Below are 26,399 nucleotides of genomic sequence, written 5' to 3'. Positions count from 1 at the left end.
ACGGGCAGACCCCGCAGACCCGAGGAAGGCCCGCAAACTTCTTGCTATAATTTATGGCTTAACTGGGTCGGTAGCTCAGTCGGTAGAGCAGCGGACTTTTAATCCGTTGGTCGCGAGTTCGAATCTCGCCCGACCCACCAGTTATACAAAAGCCACCTTCGGGTGGCTTTTTCTTTGGAGTCCAGGCGTTTAGATTACAGAAGCTAATTTGAGGTAATGTATGCCTAACATTACTTACTTTGGAGACACAATAGTGCTCAAAAAATTGCTGAGTATTGCCTTGCTCACACTCTTAGCCAGCTGTCAGGGAATGGGGTATCAAGGTGCCGCCCCTGTTAATCCCGGTGGAGATGTTACGCTTATCTTTAATCGCACAAGCACGGTTTGGTTTGGACTTGTTAAAAGCGCCCAAGTTTATGTGGACGACCTTAAAGTCTGCGTCATCCCCAATGCAGGTAATTGCACAGTGAATATACCTTCTGGAAAACATATTCTTAAGGTGGACGCCACAATGTCCGGCTCTTTCGGCGTATTTTCTCAAACCTATCAATTTGATAGCGGTAAGACATATCGATTTGTTATTACGCCAAATAGATCTGAAATGATTGCAGATGACCAGAACACAATTGCCATCATCACCTCACCCATATACTATGAGCTCAATAAAACTGCCAACAGTAGTGATAATGGTGACTTCACTATGAGATCCGCTGACCAGTAGCCAGGCCAGAATTAGTCGCGAGTTAGAATCTCGCCCGACCTACCGGCCATATGAAAGCCTCTAGAAAAATCTAGAGGCTTTTCTTTTTTATATTGTGAAATCATCCGAACCAACGATTCAAAACAACAAGAGATATGAATTCATATTAATAAACAAACTACTATCTGCCATAATTCGTCAATCCATCATTCCGTTAGCGCTTTAGCTAACAATGCTCACCTGCTAGTCGCATGAAAACTCAAACTTGTCGTCAACTCCTGTTCGCCATCTTTTTCAATTCACTATCCGGATCAATCTTTGCCACATCCATTGATCTCTCCACCGCTCCAGGATTTACGTCTTACCAATATCCAGGAAGCTCGGTAACAACCGTCACAGGGATTCGGGACAGAAACATCACCGGCAACTTTAGTACGACCGGGGGAGATACTGGCGGCTTGTTGTTTGACAGCACTCTATCAAATTCGACCGCATCAGCATACCCAACCGCCACTCAAAACCTATCTAATTTTCCAGGCGCAATTAGTAGCACGCCTTATGGTCCTAGCTTTGGCTCCTCTGCTGGAATATTAAGAGTGGTAGGAAGCTATAAAACAGCAGCTTCTGCAAATGGGGCGGCTGGAGATTTGGGTTATTTTTCCGACGCTGCCACAGGCACGATTACAACATTACTACCCACCAGCCTAGCTGGTGGATCCCCAATCTTAAATACCATCGCTCACAGTAATTTTGGAAATCAGGTAGTAGGTAATTTCGATACCCAATTATCTACGGGGAATTCGTTTATCTACAACACAGCAACTGGTAGCTATTCCTCTGTGCCATTTGTTGGGCACTCGTTTGCATATGACATCACAGCAGTCGCAAGTAACACTGCGTATGGTGTCTATAACAATTTAATTTCTGGTGGATATACTGGAACCTATCACGGAACCGCTGGTACTTATGCCTATATCTACAACCAGTCGAGTGATAAGGTCTACACCTTTTCATCCCCAGATGGATCGCTAGTGACCCACTTTGAAGGCATTACTAGCGCAGGAAAACCAGGTATCTATAACTTAGTGGCTGATGCCGTAGATGTGGCTGGAAATAAGGTTAAGGCATATGTTGCTACTGTAGATTTAAATAGTATTGATGGCACTACTGGTCAACCAAAAATTACGTGGACCGAGATTAAAGTGGGTAGCTCTTTGACATCAGCGAACTCTATGTACCAAGGAAATGTTATTGGAGTGTATGTTCAGAACGGCATTACCACTGCATACGAAGCTAATATTGGAAATATCGCTGTAGGTACACCGGCTACTGCAATTTATGATCCCATCACCAATTCAGGAAATAGGCTAAGCACTTTATCTGGTAATGGTGGTGATGTGATTAACTCTGGCTCAATCACGACCAATGGATCAAACGGAATTCAGAGTGGAAGTAGCTGTGGCTATGACGGGTGTGCTACAGCCACCCAATATGGAGGTGTAATCTCCAACTACGGGACCGTATCCGTGATAGGTGGTAGTGGTAGCAGTGCTGCGTTGATGCAAGGTAGTTTTGGAACCTTAGTGAACTATGGAACATTACGCGCAGCTGCAGGGGATTATGCAATCAAAACCACTACTGCTACCGATGCCAGTGCCTCAGTTGGCAGCCTCATTGTTAATGGTGCTGGCGGTATTATTGATGGTCAAGTATCTATTGCTGCTGGACCATATGCTAGATTTGAAAATAGTGGCTGGATGGGTATTGGTTCTGCGAATACATCTGCACCAGGAATAGTTAATACTTTTAGTGGCACCTTTGTTCAAACCTCAACAGGCACATTGGGCTTGCGAATTTCTCCAGCTGCTGTGGATCAAGTGATTGTTTCAGGCACTGCGAAACTTGGAGGCGCTCTTAGCCTTACGGCAATAGCGGGAACGTATGGTGCAGCGCGCTACTCCCTGGTAAATGCAACGGGAGGATTAAGTGGCACCTTTAGCAGCTTTAGCACTAATCTAGCATCGGCTACTAAATTTACCTATGATTCCAATAACGCATACATTAATGTATATGCGTTTACAACTGCCGAGACACAGCAATCTCTCGTCAATACCTCTGCTGCCCTACAAAACACCTTTACCCTACAAAACTCTGTACTAGCAAATAGCTTTACTTACGACTGTAATGTGTTTGGCGCTAATGATGTTTGCGTCTCTGCAGGTGGTCGTAATACTGCGGTATCAGCAGCAAATGGCTTGAACAACACAAGCGCATTATTAATCGCTGCCTATCGCTTGTCACCCAACTACCGCATTGGTGCCTATGCAGACCAGAATTTGTCAGTTAACAATGCCGGCTCGACTGTTAATCTTGGTAACAACACTCCTTTGATCGGTTTATTTGGCGCTTGGAATGAGCGCTTAGATGGCACCGGCACAGAAGTAAAGGTATCAGCTGCGTATGGTCAAAAGAATACGACTGTTACACGCCAAGTGGTTGGAACAAGTGAGCCTGGTTCAGGGTCATCACAACTCAATAGTCAAGGCGCACAGATAACTGCGAAGTATGGCTTTGGCGTTACTCCCGATGTAATTGTCGCTCCCTACGTTGGTATGCGTTACACCCAAAATAACATGGGTGGCTATACCGAGCAGGCAACCTCCTCGGTAACCGCCCCACTGACATACTCCGCCCTTAATACCAACGCAACAACCGCATTAGCCGGTGTTGGCGCTCAATATAAGCTCACCCCACAAGCCACCGCGTTTGCTAGCGCTGGCGTGGAAACCGATACCAATACCAGCAATGGGACCTATTCGGCCACCGGGTTAAATAACTTAACGCCAATAAACTTCAATGCCAACCCGATCAAAACTAGGCCTACAGCTACATTGGGTGCTTACTATGACATTGAGAAGAATCAGCGCTTAGGTATCGCTGGAATCTATAGACAAGAACCTTACCAAGCAGTTCAAACAACAACTGTGATGGCAACGTATACGGTTGGCCTGTAATCAGCCATTCCCTCCAGAAAAACCCGCTTCGTCGGATTTTTTAGTGAGGAAAGAATAGGGTTCTGTTTTAACGACTACCCTACTGAATACCCAGTTATCCAGAGCATCGCTATCAGGTAAGCGCCGGCCTGATTCTTACCAATGCTGCTAGTGAGCTCAAGCCTCACTTTGACAGGGAATATAGATCTCCAGGTCTATGGCATGATTGCAGCATGGCTAGTGAACTCTATCAATCTATTCTCATCAAAAATCCCAGTCCGCATGAGCGGTTTGAGCTAGGAAAATCTGTTCGCAAACTCGTGAGTCGCTCATCGATCGGAGAATTTCAGGTCGAGCACAAGCGCCAAGCAGCAGTTGACATTCTTATCAGCCAGGCGAGCGCTCGCATTCCGGAATACGTTCCGATCCGCCATGCCCGCATGGCAGTTGATCCATTTTCCTTCTTTCGTGGTGGCGCCGCCATCATGGCTAAGGATTTAGCGAAAACTTCAAGCCCTGCTATTCAGGTTCAACTTTGCGGGGATATGCACGTCAGTAATTTTGGCTTCTTCTCTACTACCGAACACCAGCTGGTATTTGGTATTAATGATTTTGATGAAACGCTACCTGGTAATTTTGATTGGGATCTCAAACGTCTAGCGGCAAGCGCAATGATTGCATCCCAGTCACTAGGGCAAGACCAGCATTATGGCGAAATGATTGTCAGAAATATTTGCAGTACCTATCGCAAGTATTTACATCGGTATGCAAAGATGTCATTCATTGATCTCAAGCGTGCTTATATAGACGAAAGGGTACTTCAAGATGCAGCCAATAAATATGCTGATCCCATTAGCAAACAATATCTTGATAAGCTTCTCAAAAAAGCACGCGAGAACAATAATCAAGGTCTTATTGGAAAGCTAACAGAGGTCACTCCGGATGGCATCAGACTCATCGAGAAACCACCTCTAATCGAACACCTCACACTCTCGAATCATGGCAACGATATAGCCGCATTAAATGATCAAGGCTTGAACTCTTATATTGAATCTTTAGCAGCAGATCGAAAGCACCTACTGCTGAGCTACAAATGGATTGACTGGGCACGCAAAGTTGTTGGTGTAGGGAGCGTTGGCACCGCTTGCTGGGTGCTTTACTTTGAGGGGCGAGATACTCATGATCCACTGTTCTTACAAGTCAAAGAAGCACAAAAGTCAGTTTTAACCACGTTCTTTCCGGATACTGAATATGCCACTGAAGGTGCGCGTGTAGTCCATGGTCAATGCCTCATCCAAGGCGCTCCAGATCTTTTCTTGGGATATGGAAAAACATTTGAAATTGACTTTTATGTTCGCCAATTACGGGATATGAAAGGCGGTATCTCCATTGGTGACGATGGTATTAATCCGAAAGTATTTCCGGATTTTGCAAAACTTTTTGGCTGGGCATTAGCCAATGCCCATGCGCGATCGGGAGACGCTGCAATGCTGGCCGGCTATTGCGGAAAAGGCGAGGCATTGGATGATGCGCTTGTGAACTTTTCAATTGCCTACAGCAAGCAGAATCAAGCCGATTACGAAATGTTTTTGCAAGCCATTAAATCTGGAAAACTCGCTTGCACTTCCGAGAGCATTTAATTGGCCACCCCCATAATGCGTCTTTCGCATCCTCTAAAAGGCTAATTTTTGTTCTACTCTGCGATCTATTTAAACCATATTAAGAGGGTCCCCCACAGCCCTAAAAGCCCCTTCATTGCAGATGCAAGAACTACTGCATGAGGGGCACTCAACACCATGCGGATAGATAGCTACAATCATTCATTGCATATTTATTGGGCATCAAATATATTGCCAATACGAACACAAAAGGAAGTTGAATATGAAACAAGCCCTCTCCAGCGCACTGGTCGCATTGATTCTTTATTTAGGCATCCAAATGACTGCGGGCGCTCAAACAGGAGCTTGTGGCTCGGTCCAGTCTGACCCAACCAAGTCCTGCTCACTTCCAAACAGTAGCTCCAGCTATCGAGTTGATAATCGCGTTTATGCCGGTTTATCTTGGGCTCTTGGTGCATACAGTAACGGCTTTATTCCAGATTTGTTACTAGGCGCACGCTCTTTAAACGTTAATTCAAACAACAATGTATATGGTGCGGATGTCAATTTGAGAATTAGCTACAGGGATGCAATAGGTATTGATAACATCAGAGTGGCTTATGTAGGCGGAACAAGGGATGTGATGGGCAACGCTGGATTAGGCTATTCATTTAATAAAACGGGTATCTTTGCTACAGCGGCTGTACAAGCAAGCTATTCACGCCTTGGCCTTGATTACCAATTTGATGGTGCTACATTTAGCCCCTACATTGAGGGCAATAGTCTCGCAAAACCCAATTCAGTAAATAACAGTCTAAGCTGTGGCAATGGATACTCCCTAGTTAACACCTCAACGGTAAATTGGGTGAATGGAGTAGCTCCTAGCGCTACTCAATATGGACAGACTTGCTACAAACCGGGTGCCGGCTAATCTAATAACAAGCGCCTGATGAGATTTAAAAGCCACCCGTAGGTGGCTTTTTCTTTATTTAATCTGGCGCTACTTGTTATAACGCGCTAATGCAAAAATTCCCTCTTAGTGAGCTCGGATGGTGTTGAATTTCTTATTAGCGATAAGCGATCTGCGTTCGCTGAGTCAAAAAGTTGCGTTAAGCCGTCGGGAATATTTTCACTAAGGCAATAGACCCCTCTTTTGCTGCCTGCCTTCAGGATGATTAGCCCTGCAGCAACGAGCTTTTTAAGATGAAAATCCAAGGTACCCGAATCCACCCTAAACTGATCAATCATTTCTTTCGGACGTGCGCCTGCTTCCCCTGATTGGTAGATGAAATCAAAAACACGCAATCTCGTCTCATGGCTAAGCGCTTCAAAGATTGATAAATAATTGAGTGCCGTCATCATTAAGCCCCGCTTAGTCTATGGTGATGCTATATCAAAAATTCTTCAAATCTTAATTGGATGTGCCAGTTGTGAAATCGATTGTCTGCTGCGATGTGCCGTGATGATCTTTAAATGCAACACTATGTACAGTCTCGCTCACCTCAGCTAGCTCCTCACGCAGCTCCACTTTAATGGCATTGATTTCATCAGACAGCTCCTGAGACTTTGGATCCAGATGAGCGGGTATGCGATGGGGATTGCTTGGATTCGCAGCCGCCTCATAAGCAACCCCTGATTGAATTTGTGTTCCGGCTATTGCAGCAGAACCACAAATGAGTAAAGCAATCGCTAACAGCGTAATGACTGGGTGGCGGCCGAAGAAAGAATGTTGGGACATGGTAGACCTCTAAAAATGAACTAGGTTCATCCTAAGAAGACCACCCTAATTAAGCTATAGCACTTTAGCTCTAGTCACTCAATTGACACAAATCTTTGAAGCCTTTCGCTAAGCAATATCCCTAATATGATGAGGCAATTAAGGGTTAGCCCCGAATAATTGATCACGGTCAATCTTAAATCTAGAACTAAAGTATTAGATATGCCTAAATGATGAATGACATAATTAATCACCTTTTTTCCTCACCCGATAATTAGACCAAAAATAGGGGTCGCCATGCATTCCGTGTCACTACTGATCGTTGACGACCATCCGGTTTATCGGGATGCATTACATCAGTTCTTAACCCGAAAATTCTTCTCCTCAGGTAACCAAGTCTTTTCTGCAAACTCTATTACAGAGGGGCTAAAGATTGTCCGCTCCAAAAAGTCTAAATGGGTCATCCTATTGGATTTATTAATACCCGACTCCGAGAATCAGTACTCCGGTATTAAGGAGTTTAAAAAGCTAGATGACGTCATTGCTATTGCTGCAATTTCAGGGCTTGAACAGGACACTATTGAAGCGGAATGCCTTGAGGCTGGGTGCAGTATTTTTATACCTAAAAGTAGTGATACCTCCTACATTCATCAGAGCCTTTGCGCTCTCATGGGCCTTAGTCCAAATGAAGCAGAGTTGACGCAACTGACAGATAGGCAAAAAGAAATTCTTGCGCATATCTCGAATGGTGACTCAAACAAGATGATTGCATACTCCCTCAATATCAGCGAGCAGACCGTAAAAGTGCATTTGGGTGAAATATTCAAGAAAATTAAAGTCTTCAATAGAACTCAGGCGGTGATTAAAGCAAAAGAAAATGGATGGGTATAGAGCATGGATTCATTCTCAATACACCAACATGAAGATTTGCTACTGGAAGAAAAGTATCAATTTCTTGAAACAGCCTCCAAGACCAATACTGCTGGCACTGTTATTGGGCCTCTACTAACTGGTGCCCTGGTATTCCAGGATGCCGCCCTAGGCAGCCTAACAATCTGGCTTTCTGTAATGGCCGTATGCGTTGCCTTTAGGGCCTATATGGTCTTCTTCAGGAATAAGGATGCCCAGCTTTCCACCAAGAAAAAAATTAGCAACCTTAATCTGGGCGTCCTATCGGTAACAGCGTGCTGGGGACTGGGTTGGCTGATCGTTGCTCCCACCCTACCGTTTAATTTGCAGTGCCTCTATCTATTAATGAGCTCTACAGCAGTGTTTGTTGGACTGTATGGCTATTCCATTCATCGCCCTACCTTCTTATGCTTTGCTCTACCCATCTTTATCGGCCAATTCATTGCCTCACTCATACCCCCCTTCATGTTTCCCTGGCCCATTCTTTTGGGTGAATTTGCATTTTCCTTATATGCCATCAAGATGTCCTCGTATTTTTCAAACTCATGGATCAAAACTGTTAGCCTACAAATTCAGAATCAAGCACTGAACAAGGCCTTAGAGCTGGAACGTAATGCCGCCGTCTCTGCCAATATTGGAAAATCCAAATTTATTGCAACTGCAAGCCATGACCTTCGGCAGCCACTACATGCCGTGAATATTTACTTAGATCTATTTGAGCCAAACAAGCTTAGCCCTAAAGAAAAGATCAACTTTCTCCAGATCAGAAAGAGTATTCAAACCTTAAACTCGATGTTTAAGTCACTCCTAGATTTAAGCAAACTGGATGCAGGTGCATCCAATGCCTCTAAAAGACCTTTTGAGCTGATAGAACTGGTTGGATTTTTATCCAACACCTATACCCCCATCGCCACAAACAAAAACTTAGTACTTCAATTTGAATTCATGAATATGGGAATTCAAGGGGACAAGCTGCTTTTACAACAGCTCCTTGGTAATTTGATCTCAAATGCCATTCAATACACTGCCACGGGTTCAATTCTGGTTACTCTATCTTCTAAAAATGAGTGTCTACATATCACTATTGAAGATACAGGCTGCGGCATTGAGTCTACACTTCTCGATAAAATATTCGAAGAATTTTTTAGAGTTGATAGCACTCGCAATATGCATGATGGCCTAGGGCTTGGTCTTTCCATTGTTAAAAGACTCTGCAAGATCTCCGATACTGAGCTATCTGTTCAATCCATATTGGGTAAAGGCACAAGTTTCAATATTCAAACCCAATACTCCACCTTTGGAATCACTACTGGCCCACAATCAGCGTCCCAATCAATACAGCGGGAAAGCGGCAGTCATCAAGAGCTGTTATTGGAAGCCAAAACAATTGCTGTTTTTGAAGATGATCACACTATTTTTGACGCCTACAAACAGGCTTTGACGCAAAATGGGTTTGTCGTTCTCTCACTACCTGAAAATAGTCAAGATCTGATGAACCAGTTAGCGGACATCAATCAAATTGACTGCATCTTAAGTGACTATCGCCTCGAGACCACGACCGGAGACTTGATAATTCAACAGCTTCGAGATAGTTTTGGCATCGATATTCCGGCAATCATCATTACCGCAGACACCTCACCTCAGCATATTCAATTATTTAAACAGTTAAATATTGAAGTGCTCTATAAGCCAATTGGCTACAGCGAAATTGTTGAAGCCATCAAATTATTACTAATTAAATAACACCGAAAACAAAGGGTATAAGATGAAATTAATCAAATGCAGCGCGATAGGCGTGGCGCTCCTCATCATGCATTCAGCAAACATTAATGCCCAAACCAAATCAAATCCGTGGGCTGGTGCATACGCTCAGATTGGCGTCGGCTATGAAAGCTATATCCCTAAAAGTGCTAACGGCACAACCACATTTCCTGGCGTCCCATCATATACAAATACAGGAACTGCGAATCATGCAAATGGCCCTGCAGCAGCGATTGGGGTTGGTTATAACTTTGGTCTGAGCGAGAGCTACTTAATCGGAATTGGTGCCGCCCTTTATCCTGGCCATTCAAAATCAGCAAGTTCAACGCTGGCTACTAACGTTGGCAATAGTCAGATAGTGAAGACTGGAACTTATGACGTATCAAACGTCTTTAGCTTTACCCTGATCCCTGGGTACGTGATTGATAAAACCCATTTAATCTACGCAAAGATTGGCTATGCCGGCTCTACAACGAATGCTAACTCCCCTGGGAACTATCCGCAGCAATCAACCAAAACCAATGGCACTGTTTACGGCTTGGGATACAAGCAATTCTTATCTGAATCAATCTATGCGTTTGGCGAAGGCAACTATGCGGTCAATAGAGCCAAACCTGTGACCATTCTGACTGATAACGGTGCAACAGTCACATCAACATCGAATGCCACTGGATACGATTTTATCTTTGGACTTGGCTACCATTTTTAATGGCCAGAGATACCAAAAAAAACCACCCCTAAGGGTGGTTATCAATATTCAAAAAACCGTCATGGAAATTTGAATAGCTACTGAAATTTATTTATAAAGTCTGGGATCAGAATTAATCTTGATCTTGATCAACATCCCTCATCAGCTAGAACTAAAGTATTAGTAGCCCTATTGCATTAGTCTTGTGTTGCGCAAATATTACCCATGGCATCTGTCATCGCATTTGAGGTAACGCTAGACTTTCCATGCAACCCTGCTTCACCGAGGGCTGAAGCACTTGCTAAGCCAAACAAAAAGGCTGCTATGGCTACGACTAGATTGGTACTGAATTTATTCACTGGATTTCCTTTTTGTAAATTAAATATAAATAAGAATTTTTTTAACAAGCAGGATCTTAATCGAATAAATTGCGAAAATGCCTCTTGTAGAACTAAAGTATTAAGCCAAATTTGCGAGCTCTAGAACTAAAGTTTTAGTCTGGGTTGATATTAGTTTTGGGCATACGAATGATTCACTTTTGAGCACCCCATCAACACCTTTTTTGCTCTAGGCCCCAATAAGCAGTATTGACTCTTAGCCAGCCTCATAGAGGGCGCCTTAAAGCTAGTCCTAAGGGCCTTCCCTCCTTCACAAGGCTTCTTTAGGCTCATAAAATGAAGTATGCCTAATGCCTTTAACTTCTCCTCCTCCCCATTTGACTGTTTAAATAGCCAAGAGCAGCAACTGGTCAAAGACAGTGTCGATATTGCCTACTTTAAAGAAGGCGAAGTCATTTTGGATGTAGGGGCCGCTCCCACCCACCTCTTCATTTTGATCAAAGGATATGTCCGGCAATTGGAGAATGGCGAAGAGGTCGCCATCTATGGCCCCGATGACTGTTTCGATGGTCGGGGGCTGATGGCTGGAAAAGTATCCAGCCAATTTATTGCTTCCGAGGAAGTTGTTAGCTATCAACTCGCTAAAGCAACGGTCAATGCATTGATTTCAGAGAATGCCACCTTTGGCGCCCTTCTCTTTGCTGACCTTTCAAAAAAATTAAATGCGCTCGCTGAACGTCGCAGCCAATATGAAATTAACTCACTGAGCTTGGCTCAAGTCAGTCAGGCATTTTTAAGAGAGGTGCATATTGTTGATGCCGGTAGCAATCTATTTGAGGTAGTGCGTATTTTTAGTGAGAAACGAACAAATAACGTTTTGGTGCGAGATGGTGTATCCAAATTAGGAATTTTTACCATCACCAATCTACAACGGGCTATTCTCAATAAACTACCCCTGGAGTCGACAGCGGTTGGGCCTTTGAGCAACTATAAGCTTATTACCGTACAGGCCACAGATCATCTGTATGAGGCATTGGCCGTTATGATTCGGCACTCAGTACACCGTGTGATCGTAATGAGCGGGGAAGAACCTATCGGAACCTTAGAGCAAGTCGACTTATTGAGCTTTATTGCCAACAGCTCTTCGATTGTGGTGCAAAAAATTCAAGGCGCCAACACGCTAGACGAACTAAAAGATCCTGCCGAACAAATTACCAACCTCATTAGCCTCTTACATCGCAATGGCACACGGGTAAGCATGATTGCCCGCTTGGTTCAGGAACTCAATGCCAAACTCTTCGAGCGCGCCTGGTCTTTAATTGCCAGTCCCGATCTTCTGAACAATAGCTGCCTGTTTGTGATGGGAAGCGAAGGTCGAGGCGAGCAAATTCTGAAAACGGATCAAGACAATGGCTTGATCGTAGCCGATACCTTTCCTATCAGCACTGAAGTTATCCAGGCCTGTAATCGCTTTTCAGCAGCACTCATTGAATTTGGTTATCCAGAATGTCCTGGAAAAATCATGGTGAACAACCCAGAGTGGCGGATGTCTGAAACTGACTTTATCAGCACCACCCGACAATGGTTAATGGAGCCTACTCCAGATAGCCTAATGAACTTAGCGATCTTTCTGGACTCCCATCCGATTAGTGGCAATTCCGCCTTATTGCAAAATGTGAAGCAAAGTTTATTTCAGCTAGCGACCGATAACCAATTCTTGATGGCGCGCTTTGCATCGGCCATCGAAAGCTTCTCTTCTGAGGCTGGCTGGTGGAATCGCTTACTCACCCTGGGGGCTGATTCTTCAGAAAATCGCATTAACCTCAAAAAAGCAGGTATCTTTGCAATTACCCATGGGGTGCGCTCCTTAGCGTTGGAGAACCATGTTTGGGCCAATTCCACGGCAGAACGCGTTCAAGAGCTCATCCAACTGCACAAGCTTCCCCAAGATTTGGGCAATGAAGTGATTGAATCCTTGCACCTCCTGATGGAGCTCAGGCTCAAAAGTGGGTTAATTGAGCTTGAAACCCAAAAAGAGGTGAGTGGTGAGATTGATATCAGCCGCTTATCCACTCTAGAGAGAGATCTTCTTAAAGATAGTCTGAGCGTTGTAAAACGCTTCAAGCTATACCTACGACAACATTTCCATCTTGAATTTGCATGAGTCAGCTAGCTCCGGGACTCTTCAAAAAACTCTATCACTCCATCTGGCGAGAGTGGCTTATTTACCACCTTGCTGATGAGCGCTATCGATTTATGTTTGATGCGCCCCCACCAAATGAATGGGTGGTCTTAGATTGCGAGACAACGGGGCTGAGTATTGCCAAAGATCAAATTATCTCGATTGGCGCCGTCAAAATTGTTGGTAATACCCTCATGACGAGTGAGCGCCTGGAGTTACTGGTGAAGCCTGACAAACAAGTCTCCGCTGAGAGCGTCAAGATTCATCGACTCCGCGAGTTAGATGTGGCCAACGGTTTAGACCCTGAAGTAGCAGCAGCTAAGCTCATGAACTTTATTGGTAGCCGCCCTATTGTTGGCTACTACCTTGAGTTTGATATTGCTATGCTCCATAAAGTGATCTGGCGTATGCTAGGCCAAGGATTACCGCAACCCAAGATTGAAGTCTCGGCGCTGTACTATGAATACAAAAATGCACAATTACCGCCAAACGAGCAAGGCGGCATGATTGATTTACGTTTTGACAGCCTCATGAAAGACCTTGGGCTACCGGTAAGAGATGCGCACGATGCTCTCAATGATGCTGTGATGACGGGTATGGCATTTATCAAGCTGCGCCAACTACTCGGCCATTAGCATTCCCTTCAAAAGAACATAAAAAAAACCAGGATTGCTCCTGGTTTTTTGTACAACTTTGATTCTGACTTGCTTAGTGACCAGATGCTCCGGAAGCGCCAAAGCCGGTTTCAGAACGTACTTGCTGTGCAGCAAATGCAGCGCGCTCTTTCTTCGCATTCTCGCTATTATCCAAAACGGAGAACAACCAAACGCCTACGAAACCAATCGTGATCGAGAACAAAGCTGGAGAAGAGTAAGGGAATAATGCAGAACCCTTAGGATTACCCAACACTGCTTCCCATACAGATGGAGAAACGACCGTCAAAGCTACAGAAGAAATGAGGCCCAAGAAACCGCCAATCACAGCGCCCTTGGTAGTGCAATTTTTCCATAGGACTGACATAAACAACACAGGGAAGTTTGCAGAAGCGGCAATCGCAAAAGCCAAAGACACCATGAAAGCAATGTTTTGCTTTTCAAAAGCGATACCAAGAACCACGGCGATCACACCCAAAGTCAAAGTAGTCAAGCGAGATACTTTCAACTCAGAGGCGCTATCAGCATTACCCTTCTTAATCACTGTTGCGTAGAGGTCATGTGAAACCGCTGAAGCACCAGACAGCGTCAAACCAGCTACCACTGCCAAGATGGTTGCAAAAGCTACTGCGGAGATGAATCCGTAGAACATGTTGCCGCCCACAGTTTTAGCTACCAAGACTGCTGCCATGTTTGCAGTACCAGCACCGCCCAAAATAACGCCCTTCGCTACATCAGCCATTTCTGGGTTGGTCAATACCAAAGTAATCGCACCAAAACCGATGATGAAGATCAAGATGTAGAAGTAACCAATCCAAGTAGTCGCCCACAAAACTGATTTACGAGCTTCTTTCGCATCTGGTACGGTAAAGAAACGCATCAAGATATGTGGCAAACCTGCTGTACCAAACATCAATGCCATACCGAAAGAAATCGCTGAGATCGGATCCTTAATAAAGCCGCCTGGACCCATGATGCTCAAGCCTGCTTTAGCAGCCTCTTCTGGAGTTTTACCGGCGTTTGATGCAATCGCAGTCTTCACTTCAACTGCTTTCGCAAACAATGCTTCTGGGCTAAAGCCGTATTGCGCCAAAACCATGAAGGCCATGAACGTCACGCCAGCCAATAGCAAGCATGCCTTAATGATTTGCACCCAAGTTGTGGCAGTCATACCGCCGAACAACACGTAGATCATCATCAAGCAACCAACAATTACCACCGCCATCCAGTACTCAAGACCGAAGAGCAATTTAATCAATTGGCCCGCACCTACCATCTGAGCGATCAAATAGAAAGCGACAACCACTAAAGTGCCTGATGCTGCAAAGGCTCTAATTGGGGTTTGTTGAAAGCGATAGCCAGCCACGTCAGCAAAGGTAAATTTACCCAAGTTACGTAGGCGCTCTGCCATCAAGAAGGTAATCACTGGCCAGCCGACCAAGAAGCCGATGGAATAGATCAAGCCATCATAGCCATTGGCCATCACCGCAGCAGAAATACCCAAAAAGGATGCTGCAGACATATAATCGCCAGCGATTGCTAAACCGTTTTGGAAGCCTGTAATACCGCCACCACCAGTATAGAAATCTGCTGCAGATTTTGTCTTCGTTGCAGCCCACTTGGTAATGTAGAGAGTGCCCGCAACGAATGCCGCAAACATTCCAATCGCTACCCAGTTGGTCGCCTGCTTCTCAACCTGACCCATATCAGCGCCAGCGGCAATTGCTAATGCTGGCAACACGAATAGCGCTAATGCGCCGAGTAATTTTTCAATACGATTCATTTAACACCGTCCTTCAGAATCTCTGCAGTTAAGGTGTCATATTCATTATTGGCTCTACGAACATAGATACCAGTAATCAGAATGGTGAAAACAATCACGCCCATACCAATTGGAATACCCAAGGTAATCACGCCATCGCCAATTGGCTGTGCCAAGAAAGGCTTATCAAAAGCGATTAAGGCGATGTAGCCGTAATAGACAACAAACATCAAAATACATAGGGCCCAACCAAACGTGCTGCGCTTTCGCTTCAGCTCTTGGTATTTTGGGTTTGCCTCTATGCGCGCAACAATGGCATCAGACATGACTTCTCCTAAAAAGTACTACGTAAAGATGCTTAATTTTAATAAGTGTCCATGCAGAAACCACCTTAATGTTAGGGTCTTCATGAATAAATCTAGGGAATATCCTATAGAGGTTATCCCTAGAGCGAAGCCGCTACTTTACCCAGGTAGTGAACTCTTGGGCACTCACGCGGGGAGTATGGAAGGTGTTGACGATCGCGCTTTTGTCCGCATGTCCTAGTGCCACACCACAAACCAGCATTTCATTTTCTTGAGCCCCGATAAAAGGGAGAATGATTTTTGCGTAAGCATTCCACGCAGCTTGAGGACAGGTATCCAAATCTACACCTCTAGCAGCAATCATCAAGTTCTCCAAAAACATCCCGTAATCGAGCATGGAGCCCTTGCCAAGTTCTTTATCAATCGTGAAAAAGAGGCCTACGGGAGCGCCAAAAAATTCAAAGTTCTTGCGATGCTGTGCATGCATCTTCTCTTTATCGCCTTTCGTAATGCCCAGCAATCCGTATAGGCTCCAACCATTTTCACGACGTCGATCAATGTACGGGCTAAACCATTTCTTTGGGTAATAGTCATAGGCAGGTTGATATTCCTTTTCAAGCTCTGGGTTTTGCGCAATTGCATCATAGGCATCGCAGACTTGATGACATAAATCACTTAACTTTTGACCCTCAAGAACATAGGCCCTCCAGGGTTGGGTATTGGTACCAGAGGGCGCCCTTGCAGCTAGATTGAGCAACTTTAGAATGCGCTCTGAGGACACAGGCTCTTGAGTAAAGGCGCGGACAGACATACGGGTTTCAATGGCTTGTTCAACAGAATTCATTTTTTCCTCTTGGGTACTGAAATACGCTTAGGCTATGATATTTTGATTCATTCTTATTTACTAGCAACTCGCCGCTTACCCCATGATCAATACCAACCGCCCCCGCCGCTCTGTACTCTATATGCCTGGTGCTAATACCAGAGCGCTAGAGAAAGCAAAGACCCTGGCAGCAGACTCTCTCATCTTAGATTTAGAGGATGCAGTAGCGCCAGATGCCAAAGTGGTTGCGCGCGACAATATCCGCACTGCTTTAGAGACGGGTTTTGGTCATCGCGAGGCAGTAGTGCGTATCAATGGCCTTAATACTCCTTGGGGATCAGAGGATCTCAAGGCATTTGCAAATACCAAGGCTGATGCGATCGTGCTCCCTAAAGTAGAGTCAGCAAAGCAAATTCAAGAAGTCGTTGATATATTGGAGACCTGCAATGCCCGCCCGGATCTTCGGATCTGGGCCATGATCGAAACCCCTTTAGCGATTTTTAAGCTCAGTGAAATTGCCAGCGCGCATCCGAGATTAGCAGCTTTAGTTATGGGCACCTCCGATCTTGTAAAAGATCTTCATGCTCGCCATACCCCAGAAAGAGTAGAAACCCAAACCGCCCTGTCACTGTCGGTACTGGCAGCCAGAGCCTATGGTTTGTGCGTCTTAGACGGGGTTCATCTCTCTTTAGATGACCAAGCAGGATTGAAACAATCTTGCATTCAGGGTAGAGACATGGGGTTTGATGGCAAAACCTTAATTCATCCGAATCAAATTACGCTGGCTAATGAAATATTCGGGCCCTCCCCCGAAGAAGTCAGTGAGGCACAAGCCAGGATTGCTGCCTATGATGCAGCCATTCAATCAGGAGCAGGCATAGCAGTGCTCAACGGTAAATTGATTGAAGAGCTTCATATCCAAGATGCCAAGAGGATCTTGGCGCTTGCCAAAGCCATTGCCTCCTTTGCTAGCTAAGGCACCTCATAGCAGCACTCAAAATCCCTGAAATGGTGCATCTGATTTTCCAAATTGTGCATAGGGACAATTACTGCTAATTTTTGGAATCTATGATGGCTCATGCGTATAAAAATTACCAAAAGCCTTGTGCTCAGCGCCCAGATTCACAACACCGAGACTATCCCGGCAGCTCTGTTTCCGGAAGGTGAATATCTTGCCAACCTCACGCCCGAAGGCAAGATTGAAGTGGTAAATACCAAAAAGATTAAAGCCCTGTTTTCGTTTTCTCAGTTCAGAGAAAAAATATCGCAAGGCGACTTTATTGTGGTTGAAGCTTAGTGATCTAGGTCCAGACTTTGCACTAGGCTCGCGAGCTTCGTAACGGACTCAAACGCATTTGACCTATTCGCCTCAACGTCTAAGTTTTCCCAATTAAATTCTAAAGAAAAATGGGCTGACTCAATAATGAGCTCGTAACTTGAGGAGGCCTTATTTTCAGGATTTGCTGGCAGCTCTTGTGCAATCGGCACCCTCACCGCTTCAATTGCCGCTAGCAAACTATCCACCTCTGCAGCTGAGAGCTCACGCGTATGCAATACATCGTCCGTGCGCTTGATCGAAATTTTAGAAGCTTCATTCACTACGACTTCGTATTGACTTAAACCCAAATCAAACCAAACGGTTAACTCGAGCGCTATAGGATATGTTTTCATCAATCAACCTCGTCGGCATGGGGTTCGTCAAAATGAGTTTGCTGCGGTTTGAGTTTTGCTCCTAATTGCACCCATTTACCTTGCCGGGCACGATAGTCACAATTCTCAGCATGGTTTTCAAGTAAGCCAAAAATGATTGTGGTCGGAATCTTGCAATACGCGCATCGATAAGCATGCTGATGCTCCTCGATTTTCTCTTGGGGATAGTCTATATAGAATGGCTTCACTAGGACCTCCTATTGCAATAATCGGGATACCTGTAAACCATCTTACACCTGGTACATGGACAAATACCTCAGTGAAAGTGCGGATGAGCCTTATTTGCCGACCGGGTCTAGCGATACGGTCTATATCCGTTGATAATGATTCTTCAAATCTCCTTGGAATAAGTAACCATCATGTTGCCCTGTATTGAACTCGAAACCGCCCCCAACCCCACTGCTGCTGTGATTTGGTTACATGGCCTTGGCGCCGATGGCAACGATTTTGTTCCCATTGTTCCTGAGCTCAATCTCACGGGATGTCCAGGTATTCGCTTTGTTTTCCCCAGCGCACCCAGCATGCCTGTCACTGTTAATAGCGGCTACGTTATGCCAGCCTGGTACGACATTATTGGTCGCAATCTCATGGATCAAGAAGACGCTGCTGGAATCAAACGCTCTGCTGCCGCAATTATCGAGCTAATTGAAAAAGAAGCTCAACGTGGCGTTGCATATGACCGCATTGTTTTGGCTGGATTTTCACAAGGTTGCGCAATGGCACTCCACATCGGCTTGCGCTTTCCACATAGACTCGCTGGCATCATGGCATTGTCTGGCTACCTACCGCTCGCTGCATCTCTTGGCATTGAAAAGCATTCTGCAAATCAAGATACGCCCATTTTTATGGCGCATGGCCTATATGACACCGTTGTAGTTCCGGAACGAGCTGAAGCCTCGTACGCCATGCTGGAAAAGATGGCTTATAAGGTGGAGTGGAATGAGTATCCCATGGAGCACTCAGTCAATCGCGAAGAGCTAGTGGATATCTCGCGCTTTTTACAAGAAGTCCTGATTCAGCCTCAGTAGTCGAGCTTATAAAAGCCCATCGGCGATCAGCTTTACACTGGCCACCAATAAAAAGAAACGAACGATTCGGTAGTACCACTTCATCGAAATCCGCTTGGCCATGTAAAAGCCTGAGTAAACGCCGATAGGAACACAGGGCAACAGCAGTGCTGATGTCGCTAATTGCTCAAAATTCAATAAATTTAAATACGCATACGGCCCTAATTTTCCAAAATTAACAAAGGTAAAGAAGACGCCTAACGTAGAGGTATAGACCATCGGCAATAGTCTCTCGCGCAACATAAAGACGGTAATTGGCGGCCCGCCAATATGCGCCACAAAGGAAGTAAACCCAGAGGTCAAACCCATTGCTCTGCCTAGCCAAGGATAAGGTTTTGCCTCCTTGGCATCAAAGTATTCCGTTGCCAAATTCTGAATCAAAAAGAGCAAGGTGAAGATGCCGATCGAAAGTGTTAAGACCTGCGGGGTGATGGAGGTGAAAAAAATCATTCCCAACAGCAAGCCCAGCATGGCGGGCGGCAAAATCAATTTAAGTATTCTCCAATTGGCATTGCGAATAAAGCGGCGCAAGCCAACCAAATCGATTGCGATCAAGAGCGGTAGCAAAATAGCCAAAGCCTCATTAATGCTTGACTGGCTAGCCATCAAAGGAAGAGACAGAATGCCTAAGCCAGCACCAAAGCCGCTCTTAGAGATGCCCACTACTAATACACTCAAGATGGCACAGATAAAAAAGGCAAATGAGTGTGCCTGAAAAGATTGCGTTAATGGGCTGATGAAAGAATCGAACATCAAGCTATCTTACCAAGTAACAAATAAGTAGATTGCTGCTACCGCCATGAAAGCGGTTGCTGTCCAGCCCAACAGTTTCATGCTGAAGGTCGCCACATGCCTACCCATCACCTGCGGCCTAGAAGACAAGATCATAATTGCCACCATCAATGGCACTGCCACAATGCCATTGATCACCGCACTCCAAAAGAGGGCCTTCATTGGGCTGATGGGCGAGTACTGAATAGCCAGCGCACCCAAAATACTCACTGCGATCACGGTGTAAAACTGGCTCGCTTGTTTAGCGCTATCTTCAAGGCTAGATCGCCAGCCAAAGACTTCAGATAAAGCATAGGCAGCTGACCCGGCCAGCACAGGAACCCCCATCAGACCAACCCCTAAAATTCCCAAGGCAAAGAGGAGAAATGCAAAATCGCCAGCAAGCGGCCTTAGAGCAGAAGCAGCTTCTGCGGCCGTATTAATGTCCCGAATACCAGCGGCATGCAGCGTCACTGCGGTAGCCAAAATAATGCAATATGCAGCAACGTTGGAATACAACATGCCACTCCAAGTGTCCCACTGAATCCTTCTTAATTCACCACGAGCTTGGCTCTGATCCTGCTGATTGAGAAGATTACTTTCATGCTGCAGATTCATGTCCTCTACCTCTTGAGAGGATTGCCAGAAAAACAAATAGGGGCTAATGGTGGTGCCGAAGATTCCTACTACTACCGCTGCAGAGTCTGCATTCCATGTGAAGCTTGGAATAAAGGTGCTCCAGATCACCTCACCCCAAGGAACGTGTACGGTAAAGAGGACGGCCCCATATGCCAATAAAGACAAGGAAAGCCACTTTAAAAAGAATACATAGTGACGATAGGGAATCAATATTTGCAGTGTTAATGTGAGCAACACAAATACACCTGTCATGATGTGCCAATTAATACCAGTGATTAATTGTGCTACCTCACCCATTGCGGCAATATCAGCAGCGATATTGAGCACATTCGCAATCAACAGAAGTAATACCAAACTCACCAATACCATTGGGTGAAAAGCCAGCTTCATATTTGCAGACAAACCTCTGCCGGTAACGCGGCCAATCCGAGCGCATAGAACCTGAATCGTTGACATGAGTGGATAAGCTAGCGGCATCGTCCACAACATATTTAAGCCAAATTGCGCGCCGGCTTGAGAATATGTCACGATGCCACTCGGATCATCATCCGCAACGCCGGTGACTAAGCCAGGACCGACTCGAGATAGCGGGTGCTTCTGAATGCGCGCCCAAATAGTGGCAAGCGTCACAGTTCGAAAGGTAATGCTGTAGTCATCTGCTAAGTGTAGTGTGAAAAGGCTAGATCAGCCTTACTTTAGCTAGACTTACCAAAAGAAAAGGGCTCGTGAGAGCCCTTGTTTCTAGATCGGCAAGCCAATCACAGTTTTTTTGCAAAGCTATATTGCGCAAATGCTTGTTCTGCAACGCCAAACCATTGTGCCTCCATATTTCGGAAGGCGCGATAGTCTTCAAATATTTTCTTAAATTGGGGATTCTTGGCAGACTCTTCTGCGTAAGTTTCTTGACTTGCCTTAAAGCAAGCATCCATGATGGAAGTATTGAACTTGCGCAACACCGCACCATTTTGCAAAAGGCGTTGTAGTGCTGGTGGGTTCAAGGCATCATACTTAGCGCACATGTCGGTATGGGCTTCAAAGCATGCAGCCTCCCAGGCAGCTTGATAAGCTGGGGGCAATGAATCCCACTGCTTTTTGTTTACCAAGAAAGAAAGTCCGGCAGCGCCCTCCCAAAAAGCAGGGTAGTAATAGTTTTTAGCTACTTTAGCTAAGCCCAATTTTTCATCATCGTATGGGCCCACAAATTCTGCAGCATCAATCGTGCCTTTTTCCAATGCAGAATAAATTTCACCAGCAGGCAATTGCTGTGGAACCACTCCCAGCTTGGCGAGGACCTGGCCAGCAAAGCCTGCAATACGGAACTTCAAGCCCTTTAAGTCTTCAGGCGATTTAATTTCTTTTCTAAACCAACCACCCATCTGAGTACCAGTTTGCCCACCTAAGAAATTCACAATGTTGTAGCTGGCATAGAGCTCACGCATCAACTTCATACCATTACCGTGCAGCATCCAGGCAGACTGCTGACGGGCAGTTAAACCAAATGGAGCAGCTGTATCAAAAATAAAGGCACTATTTTTTCCCAGGTAGTAGTAACTAGCAGTATGGCCACACTCAACGGTACCGTTTTGTACCGCATCGAGGACCTGAAGCGCGGGCACAACCTCGCCGGCTGCAAAAACCTTGACATTGAATTTGCCGTCAGTAGCCTTACGCAAGGCATTGGCAAACACTTCTGGGGTGCCGTACAAAGTATCCAAAGACTTAGGAAAGCTAGAGACCAAACGCCAATTGAGCGTTGGCAGACTTTGGGCTAAGGCAGGCGCCCCAATTGCGGCCACTCCCGCACCAATCGTTGCCTTCTTTAAAAATGAACGTCTTTGCATCGCCATCTCCCTATAGCTATTTGAATGAATATTATTTTCCACCAACTGTCATTGAGCCAATCAAGATCGAGCCTGTTTCTTTGGTGCCGCGAATGAGGCCATCGCTACCAATTAACTCAATATCGAGCAGCATATCGCGCAGATTACCTGCAATCGTTACCTCTTCAACAGGATATTGAATCACACCGTTTTCGACCCAATAGCCAAATGCGCCGCGCGAATAATCACCGGTTACGTAATTCACGCCCTGCCCCATTAACTCCGTCACCAGTAAACCAGTACCCATTGCTTTTAGCAAAGCAGGCAAGCCGCCCTTCGGCGTTTTCTTACTTTGCAAAGTCAGGTGATGCGATCCGCCGGCATTGCCGGTGGTTTTCATACCCAGTTTGCGAGCTGAATAGGTTGAAAGAAAGTAGCCCTCCAAAATGCCTTTATCCACTACCGTGCGCGCACTAGTGCGGACACCCTCTTCATCAAACGGCGCACTGCCGGTCATTGCTTTGAGATGCGGGTTTTCAAACAGACTGACATGCTTGGGTAATACTTGTTTTCCCAAGCTATCGAGCAGGAAGCTCGATCGGCGATAGAGTGCGCCGCCTGAGACTGCCTGTACCAATCCGCCCACCAGGCCAGCAGCCAATGGCGCTTCAAAAATAACAGGGCAACGACGCGTTGTCAGTGACCTTGCCTTTAAGCGAGATAAGGCACGCTCTGCTGCGTATTTACCGATTGCGGCTGGATCTGCAAGCTCCTCTGGAATGCGTGAGCTCGAGTACCAGTCATCTCTTTGCATATGCGGATTCTTGCCGCCATTACTGGCGATTGGTGCGCACGAAATATAGTGGCGAGAAAAAGGATAGCCTCCCATAAAGCCATGAGAAGTCCCCATCATGAAATGGGCATGATGCGCAGAAACCGATGCACCATCGCTATTTTGAATTTGTTTACTCACTGAAAATGCAGCGCCCTCTGCTGTGCGCGCAATCTCTACAGCTTGCGCTGCATCAATACTCCAAGGATGAAATAAATCTAGATCTCGGGGATTTTTTTCCAACAACTCTGCTTCTGCTGGACCAGCACAGGAATCTTCTGCGGTATGTTGAGCAATGTGATACGCAGCATCCACCGTCGCCTTCAAAGATGCTTTAGAAAAATCACTGGTACTGGCATTGCCACGATGGTGACCTAAAAAGACCGTCACCCCCACCTGCTTATCTAAGCTTTGCTCGATGGTTTCGACCTCCCCCTTGCGAACTGTAACCGAAAGCCCCTGACCCTCAGAGACCTCCGCTACCGCATCAGAGGCACCCCGTCTTTTGGCCTCTTTGAGCATGAAATCGATGATTTCTTGAAACTGGCTAGATGAATATGTAAACATGCCCTAATAATAGCTAGAATAGAAACATGAAGCATACCGAAGCTTGGGAACGGAGCACTCCGAACGAACTCAAAATTGGCCTGATTTCAATCTCTGACAGGGCCAGCAAGGGCATCTATCAAGATGAGGGTATCCCTGCCCTACAAAACTGGCTCATTAAAGCCGTTACCAATCCCTGCACCTTCCATGAGCGACTCATCGCCGATGAGTCTGAAGTCATCACCGAGAGCATTGTTGAGCTTGTAGACGAATTTGGTTGCGACCTAGTGCTTACCACCGGCGGAACCGGCCCATCCCGTAGAGATGTCACTCCGGAAGCCACCCGCGAAGCGGGCACACGAGAAATGCCTGGCTTTGGCGAGCAAATGCGCCAAATTAGTCTCAAGTTTGTGCCGACTGCTATTTTGTCCAGACAAACCGCCGTTTTAAGAGAGATTGAAGGTCATGCTGCGCTGGTAATCAACCTGCCCGGCCAACCCAAGGCGATTGCTGAGACTTTAGAAGGCTTAAAGGATGAGCAAGGTAAATCAGTGGTGCCCGGTATTTTTGCTGCCGTGCCCTACTGCATTGACCTGATTGGCGGCCCTTATATTGAGACCAATGAAGAAGTCATTAAGGCATTCAGACCCAAGAGCGCCATCAAAAAATAGGTGGGGTGTTAACCAACATTCGTTCATAAAAAAGGTCCGCTTCGGTGGACCTTTTGATTTATTGCGGGAGCGGTACGATAAATTTTTCTCGGTAATACTTTAGCTCTTCAATAGATTCTTCAATATCTGCCAAAGCAGTATGTGCCTGCTTTTTCGTGAAGCCTTTTACCAACTCCGGATGCCAGCGTTTGCAGAGCTCTTTCAAAGTGGATACATCGACATTGCGATAGTGAAAGTAGGCCTCGAGCTTTGGCATGTACTTGGCCATAAAGCGGCGATCTTGACCAATCGTATTGCCGCACATGGGGGCAATACCCGCTTTAATGTATTTCTTTAAAAAAGCGATGCATTCCGCCTCTACCGTGGCTTCGTCTAAGGTGGATGCTTTGACCTTATCTATCAAACCCGAGCGGCCATGGGTACCCTTATTCCAGGCATCCATTGCATCCAAAACAGCATCATCCTGGTGCACTACCCATACTGGCGCAGTGGCAATCGTATTCAGGTGTGCATCGGTCACAATGATGGCAATTTCTAGGATGCGCTCGGTTTCTGGGTTTAAACCAGACATCTCCATATCCACCCAGATGAGATGCTCATTGGCTGGCGCCGCTTTTGCTGCTGCCGTATTGATTTGTTCGCTCATATCTATAATGATCTCATGACCTTCACAATTGTTTTTTTAATTGCTTTTATTGCCAGTTTTGGCCTACGCCACTGGCTTGCCCAACGTCAAATTCGGCATGTTGCCGAGCATCGCGCTAGCGTACCCATGGAGTTTGCCGAAAAGGTAAGCCTAGCAGAACATCAAAAAGCAGCTGACTACACGATTGCCAAATTACGCTTAGGTATTTTAGAAAACGGTGTCAGCGCGGTTATTTTAATTGGCTTCACCCTCCTAGGTGGACTAGAGCTCCTCAATATTGCTCTCTTGCAATGGCTGGGTGAAGGCATCACCCAGCAAATTGCCTTGCTCTCCTCCATCGCCATTATCTCCGGCCTGATTGATCTGCCCTTCTCTTGGTACAAGCAGTTTTATGTGGAAGAGCGCTTTGGTTTTAACCGCATGAGCAAGAAATTGTATTTTGTTGATTTAATTAAAGGGCTTGCTGTCGGCGCAGTGATCGGCCTGCCACTGCTGTGGGTCATTCTGTCTCTGATGGCTCAAGCCGGAAACCTCTGGTGGCTTTGGACTTGGCTTGTCTTAACGGCATTTAGCCTATTGATGCAATGGATCTTCCCAACGTTTATTGCCCCACTATTCAATCGCTTTCAAGCTTTAGAAGATGGGCCACTCAAAACGCAAATTGAAGCACTGCTCGCCCGCTGTGATTTTGCAAGCCAAGGTTTATTTGTTATGGACGGCAGCAAGCGCAGTGCTCATGGCAATGCATTTTTTGCGGGTATGGGTAAAGCAAAAAGAATTGTATTTTTTGATACCTTGATTGAGAAACTCAATCCGGGTGAAGTGGAGGCAGTACTAGCTCACGAGCTGGGCCACTTTAAGTGCAACCATATTCGTAAACGCCTGTTCGTCTCTTTTGCCCTGAGTTTCGCAATGCTTGCACTTTTAGGGTGGATTAGCACTCAGGTCTGGTTCTATACCGATCTAGGCGTTATGCCTAACCTCAATGGCTATAACGGTGGCCTGGCATTGACTCTCTTTATGCTGGTATCCCCAGTATTTAGCTTTTTCTTCACACCCTTAGGCAGCTTGGCATCCCGCAAACATGAATATGAAGCGGATAATTTTGCGGCAGAAAAGTCCTCTGCCAAAGACTTAATTTCTGCTCTCGTGAAGCTCTACCAAGACAATGCGTCGACATTAACGCCTGATCCGATTTACACCGCTTTTTATAGTTCGCATCCGCCAGCACCCTTGCGTATCGCCAACCTCCAGCGTGCCCACTAATT

At 45.8% G+C, this 26,399-nt stretch carries 27 protein-coding genes and 1 tRNA gene; 15 read left to right on the top strand and 13 right to left on the bottom strand.

Annotation, left to right across the window (positions count from 1 at the left end; genetic code table 11):
* Window positions 1–64 precede the first annotated feature (64 nt).
* From ICN24_RS06635 to ICN24_RS06615, 5 genes are all read left to right on the top strand, one after another.
* Window positions 65–140: transfer RNA gene (locus ICN24_RS06635), tRNA-Lys, on the top strand.
* 80 nt (window positions 141–220) lie between these two features.
* A complete protein-coding gene (locus ICN24_RS06630) occupies window positions 221–721 on the top strand; it encodes a hypothetical protein (protein WP_216222342.1) in 501 nt (166 codons plus the stop codon).
* Between the two features lie 230 nt (window positions 722–951).
* A complete protein-coding gene (locus ICN24_RS06625; protein ID WP_216222341.1) occupies window positions 952–3,714 on the top strand; it encodes an autotransporter outer membrane beta-barrel domain-containing protein in 2,763 nt (920 codons plus the stop codon).
* A gap of 212 nt (window positions 3,715–3,926) precedes the next feature.
* On the top strand, window positions 3,927–5,333 hold the full coding sequence (locus ICN24_RS06620; protein ID WP_216222340.1) for a DUF2252 domain-containing protein: 1,407 nt from the start codon (window positions 3,927–3,929) through the stop codon (window positions 5,331–5,333).
* A 241-nt stretch (window positions 5,334–5,574) separates the two neighbouring features.
* Window positions 5,575–6,222, top strand: a complete 648-nt coding sequence (locus ICN24_RS06615; RefSeq protein WP_216222339.1) for a hypothetical protein — start codon at window positions 5,575–5,577, stop codon at window positions 6,220–6,222.
* A gap of 86 nt (window positions 6,223–6,308) precedes the next feature.
* On the opposite strand, the gene ICN24_RS06610 is transcribed toward ICN24_RS06615, so the two are convergent.
* Window positions 6,309–6,653, bottom strand: coding sequence for a helix-turn-helix domain-containing protein (locus ICN24_RS06610; protein ID WP_216222338.1), 345 nt, complete (start codon window positions 6,651–6,653; stop codon window positions 6,309–6,311).
* 49 nt (window positions 6,654–6,702) lie between these two features.
* Window positions 6,703–7,029 (bottom strand): hypothetical protein, encoded by a 327-nt coding sequence (locus tag ICN24_RS06605; protein WP_216222337.1) that lies wholly within the window; start codon window positions 7,027–7,029, stop codon window positions 6,703–6,705.
* A gap of 276 nt (window positions 7,030–7,305) precedes the next feature.
* On the opposite strand from ICN24_RS06605, the gene ICN24_RS06600 reads away from it, so the two are divergent.
* From ICN24_RS06600 to ICN24_RS06590, 3 genes are read left to right on the top strand one after another with little or no spacing between them, the layout of a single operon-like run.
* The gene (locus ICN24_RS06600) at window positions 7,306–7,899 is read left to right on the top strand and encodes a response regulator transcription factor (RefSeq protein ID WP_216222335.1); all 594 of its coding nucleotides are present in this window, start codon (window positions 7,306–7,308) and stop codon (window positions 7,897–7,899) included.
* Window positions 7,900–7,902: 3 nt separating this feature from the next.
* The gene (locus ICN24_RS06595; RefSeq protein WP_216222332.1) at window positions 7,903–9,660 is read left to right on the top strand and encodes an ATP-binding protein; all 1,758 of its coding nucleotides are present in this window, start codon (window positions 7,903–7,905) and stop codon (window positions 9,658–9,660) included.
* Between the two features lie 22 nt (window positions 9,661–9,682).
* Window positions 9,683–10,387, top strand: coding sequence for an outer membrane protein (locus ICN24_RS06590; protein WP_216222331.1), 705 nt, complete (start codon window positions 9,683–9,685; stop codon window positions 10,385–10,387).
* A gap of 176 nt (window positions 10,388–10,563) precedes the next feature.
* Here ICN24_RS06590 and ICN24_RS06585 read toward each other — a convergent pair whose 3' ends face one another.
* Window positions 10,564–10,725, bottom strand: coding sequence for a hypothetical protein (locus tag ICN24_RS06585; protein ID WP_216222329.1), 162 nt, complete (start codon window positions 10,723–10,725; stop codon window positions 10,564–10,566).
* Between the two features lie 322 nt (window positions 10,726–11,047).
* Here ICN24_RS06585 and ICN24_RS06580 point away from each other — a divergent pair, with 322 nt between their 5' ends.
* Window positions 11,048–12,868, top strand: coding sequence for a DUF294 nucleotidyltransferase-like domain-containing protein (locus tag ICN24_RS06580; RefSeq protein ID WP_216222327.1), 1,821 nt, complete (start codon window positions 11,048–11,050; stop codon window positions 12,866–12,868).
* Window positions 12,865–13,521 (top strand): 3'-5' exonuclease, encoded by a 657-nt coding sequence (locus tag ICN24_RS06575; RefSeq protein ID WP_216222325.1) that lies wholly within the window; start codon window positions 12,865–12,867, stop codon window positions 13,519–13,521. The genes ICN24_RS06580 and ICN24_RS06575 overlap by 4 nt, the downstream gene beginning before the upstream one ends.
* Before the next feature lie 73 nt (window positions 13,522–13,594).
* Here the strand turns inward: ICN24_RS06575 and ICN24_RS06570 are convergent, their stop codons facing one another.
* The 3 genes from ICN24_RS06570 to ICN24_RS06560 form a co-directional block, all read right to left on the bottom strand.
* The gene (locus ICN24_RS06570; protein WP_216222323.1) at window positions 13,595–15,322 is read right to left on the bottom strand and encodes a cation acetate symporter; all 1,728 of its coding nucleotides are present in this window, start codon (window positions 15,320–15,322) and stop codon (window positions 13,595–13,597) included.
* Window positions 15,319–15,627 carry a DUF485 domain-containing protein gene (locus ICN24_RS06565; protein ID WP_216222321.1) on the bottom strand — a complete coding sequence of 103 codons (309 nt, stop codon included), beginning with the start codon at window positions 15,625–15,627 and terminating at the stop codon, window positions 15,319–15,321. The genes ICN24_RS06570 and ICN24_RS06565 overlap by 4 nt, the downstream gene beginning before the upstream one ends.
* Window positions 15,628–15,760: 133 nt before the next feature.
* The gene (locus ICN24_RS06560; RefSeq protein ID WP_216222320.1) at window positions 15,761–16,450 is read right to left on the bottom strand and encodes a nitroreductase; all 690 of its coding nucleotides are present in this window, start codon (window positions 16,448–16,450) and stop codon (window positions 15,761–15,763) included.
* 82 nt (window positions 16,451–16,532) lie between these two features.
* On the opposite strand from ICN24_RS06560, the gene ICN24_RS06555 reads away from it, so the two are divergent.
* Together ICN24_RS06555 and ICN24_RS06550 are read left to right on the top strand one after the other, a co-directional pair.
* Entirely contained in the window at window positions 16,533–17,405 is an 873-nt protein-coding gene (locus tag ICN24_RS06555; protein WP_216222318.1) for a CoA ester lyase, read from the top strand.
* Window positions 17,406–17,507: 102 nt separating this feature from the next.
* Window positions 17,508–17,726, top strand: a complete 219-nt coding sequence (locus ICN24_RS06550; protein WP_216222317.1) for a hypothetical protein — start codon at window positions 17,508–17,510, stop codon at window positions 17,724–17,726.
* Here the strand turns inward: ICN24_RS06550 and ICN24_RS06545 are convergent.
* Complete coding sequence (locus tag ICN24_RS06545; RefSeq protein ID WP_216222315.1) at window positions 17,723–18,100, bottom strand: hypothetical protein; 378 nt, start codon at window positions 18,098–18,100, stop codon at window positions 17,723–17,725. The genes ICN24_RS06550 and ICN24_RS06545 overlap by 4 nt on opposite strands.
* Window positions 18,100–18,327 carry a hypothetical protein gene (locus ICN24_RS06540; protein WP_216222313.1) on the bottom strand — a complete coding sequence of 76 codons (228 nt, stop codon included), beginning with the start codon at window positions 18,325–18,327 and terminating at the stop codon, window positions 18,100–18,102. The genes ICN24_RS06545 and ICN24_RS06540 overlap by 1 nt, the downstream gene beginning before the upstream one ends.
* A 171-nt stretch (window positions 18,328–18,498) precedes the next feature.
* On the opposite strand from ICN24_RS06540, the gene ICN24_RS06535 reads away from it, so the two are divergent.
* On the top strand, window positions 18,499–19,167 hold the full coding sequence (locus tag ICN24_RS06535) for an alpha/beta hydrolase (protein WP_216222311.1): 669 nt from the start codon (window positions 18,499–18,501) through the stop codon (window positions 19,165–19,167).
* Between the two features lie 6 nt (window positions 19,168–19,173).
* On the opposite strand, the gene ICN24_RS06530 is transcribed toward ICN24_RS06535, so the two are convergent.
* The 4 genes from ICN24_RS06530 to pmbA form a co-directional block, all read right to left on the bottom strand.
* Window positions 19,174–19,959, bottom strand: a complete 786-nt coding sequence (locus ICN24_RS06530; RefSeq protein ID WP_216222309.1) for a sulfite exporter TauE/SafE family protein — start codon at window positions 19,957–19,959, stop codon at window positions 19,174–19,176.
* 9 nt (window positions 19,960–19,968) lie between these two features.
* On the bottom strand, window positions 19,969–21,246 hold the full coding sequence (locus ICN24_RS06525) for a divalent metal cation transporter (RefSeq protein WP_216222307.1): 1,278 nt from the start codon (window positions 21,244–21,246) through the stop codon (window positions 19,969–19,971).
* Between the two features lie 128 nt (window positions 21,247–21,374).
* Window positions 21,375–22,457, bottom strand: a complete 1,083-nt coding sequence (locus ICN24_RS06520) for a TRAP transporter substrate-binding protein (protein ID WP_216222305.1) — start codon at window positions 22,455–22,457, stop codon at window positions 21,375–21,377.
* 31 nt (window positions 22,458–22,488) lie between these two features.
* A complete protein-coding gene (gene pmbA, locus ICN24_RS06515; protein WP_370623118.1) occupies window positions 22,489–23,790 on the bottom strand; it encodes a metalloprotease PmbA in 1,302 nt (433 codons plus the stop codon).
* A gap of 71 nt (window positions 23,791–23,861) precedes the next feature.
* Between pmbA and mog the strand changes: the two genes are divergently transcribed.
* Window positions 23,862–24,485, top strand: coding sequence for a molybdopterin adenylyltransferase (gene mog, locus ICN24_RS06510; protein WP_216222302.1), 624 nt, complete (start codon window positions 23,862–23,864; stop codon window positions 24,483–24,485).
* Between the two features lie 58 nt (window positions 24,486–24,543).
* Here the strand turns inward: mog and orn are convergent, their stop codons facing one another.
* Window positions 24,544–25,131, bottom strand: a complete 588-nt coding sequence (gene orn / locus ICN24_RS06505) for an oligoribonuclease (protein WP_216222301.1) — start codon at window positions 25,129–25,131, stop codon at window positions 24,544–24,546.
* 15 nt (window positions 25,132–25,146) lie between these two features.
* Between orn and ICN24_RS06500 the strand changes: the two genes are divergently transcribed.
* Window positions 25,147–26,397, top strand: coding sequence for a M48 family metallopeptidase (locus ICN24_RS06500; RefSeq protein ID WP_216222300.1), 1,251 nt, complete (start codon window positions 25,147–25,149; stop codon window positions 26,395–26,397).
* The last annotated feature ends 2 nt before the right edge of the window (window positions 26,398–26,399 follow it).

This window comes from Polynucleobacter sp. UK-Kesae-W10, assembly GCF_018881575.1.
Classification (GTDB): domain Bacteria; phylum Pseudomonadota; class Gammaproteobacteria; order Burkholderiales; family Burkholderiaceae; genus Polynucleobacter.
This window is presented reverse-complemented; position numbering and strand designations above follow the sequence as displayed.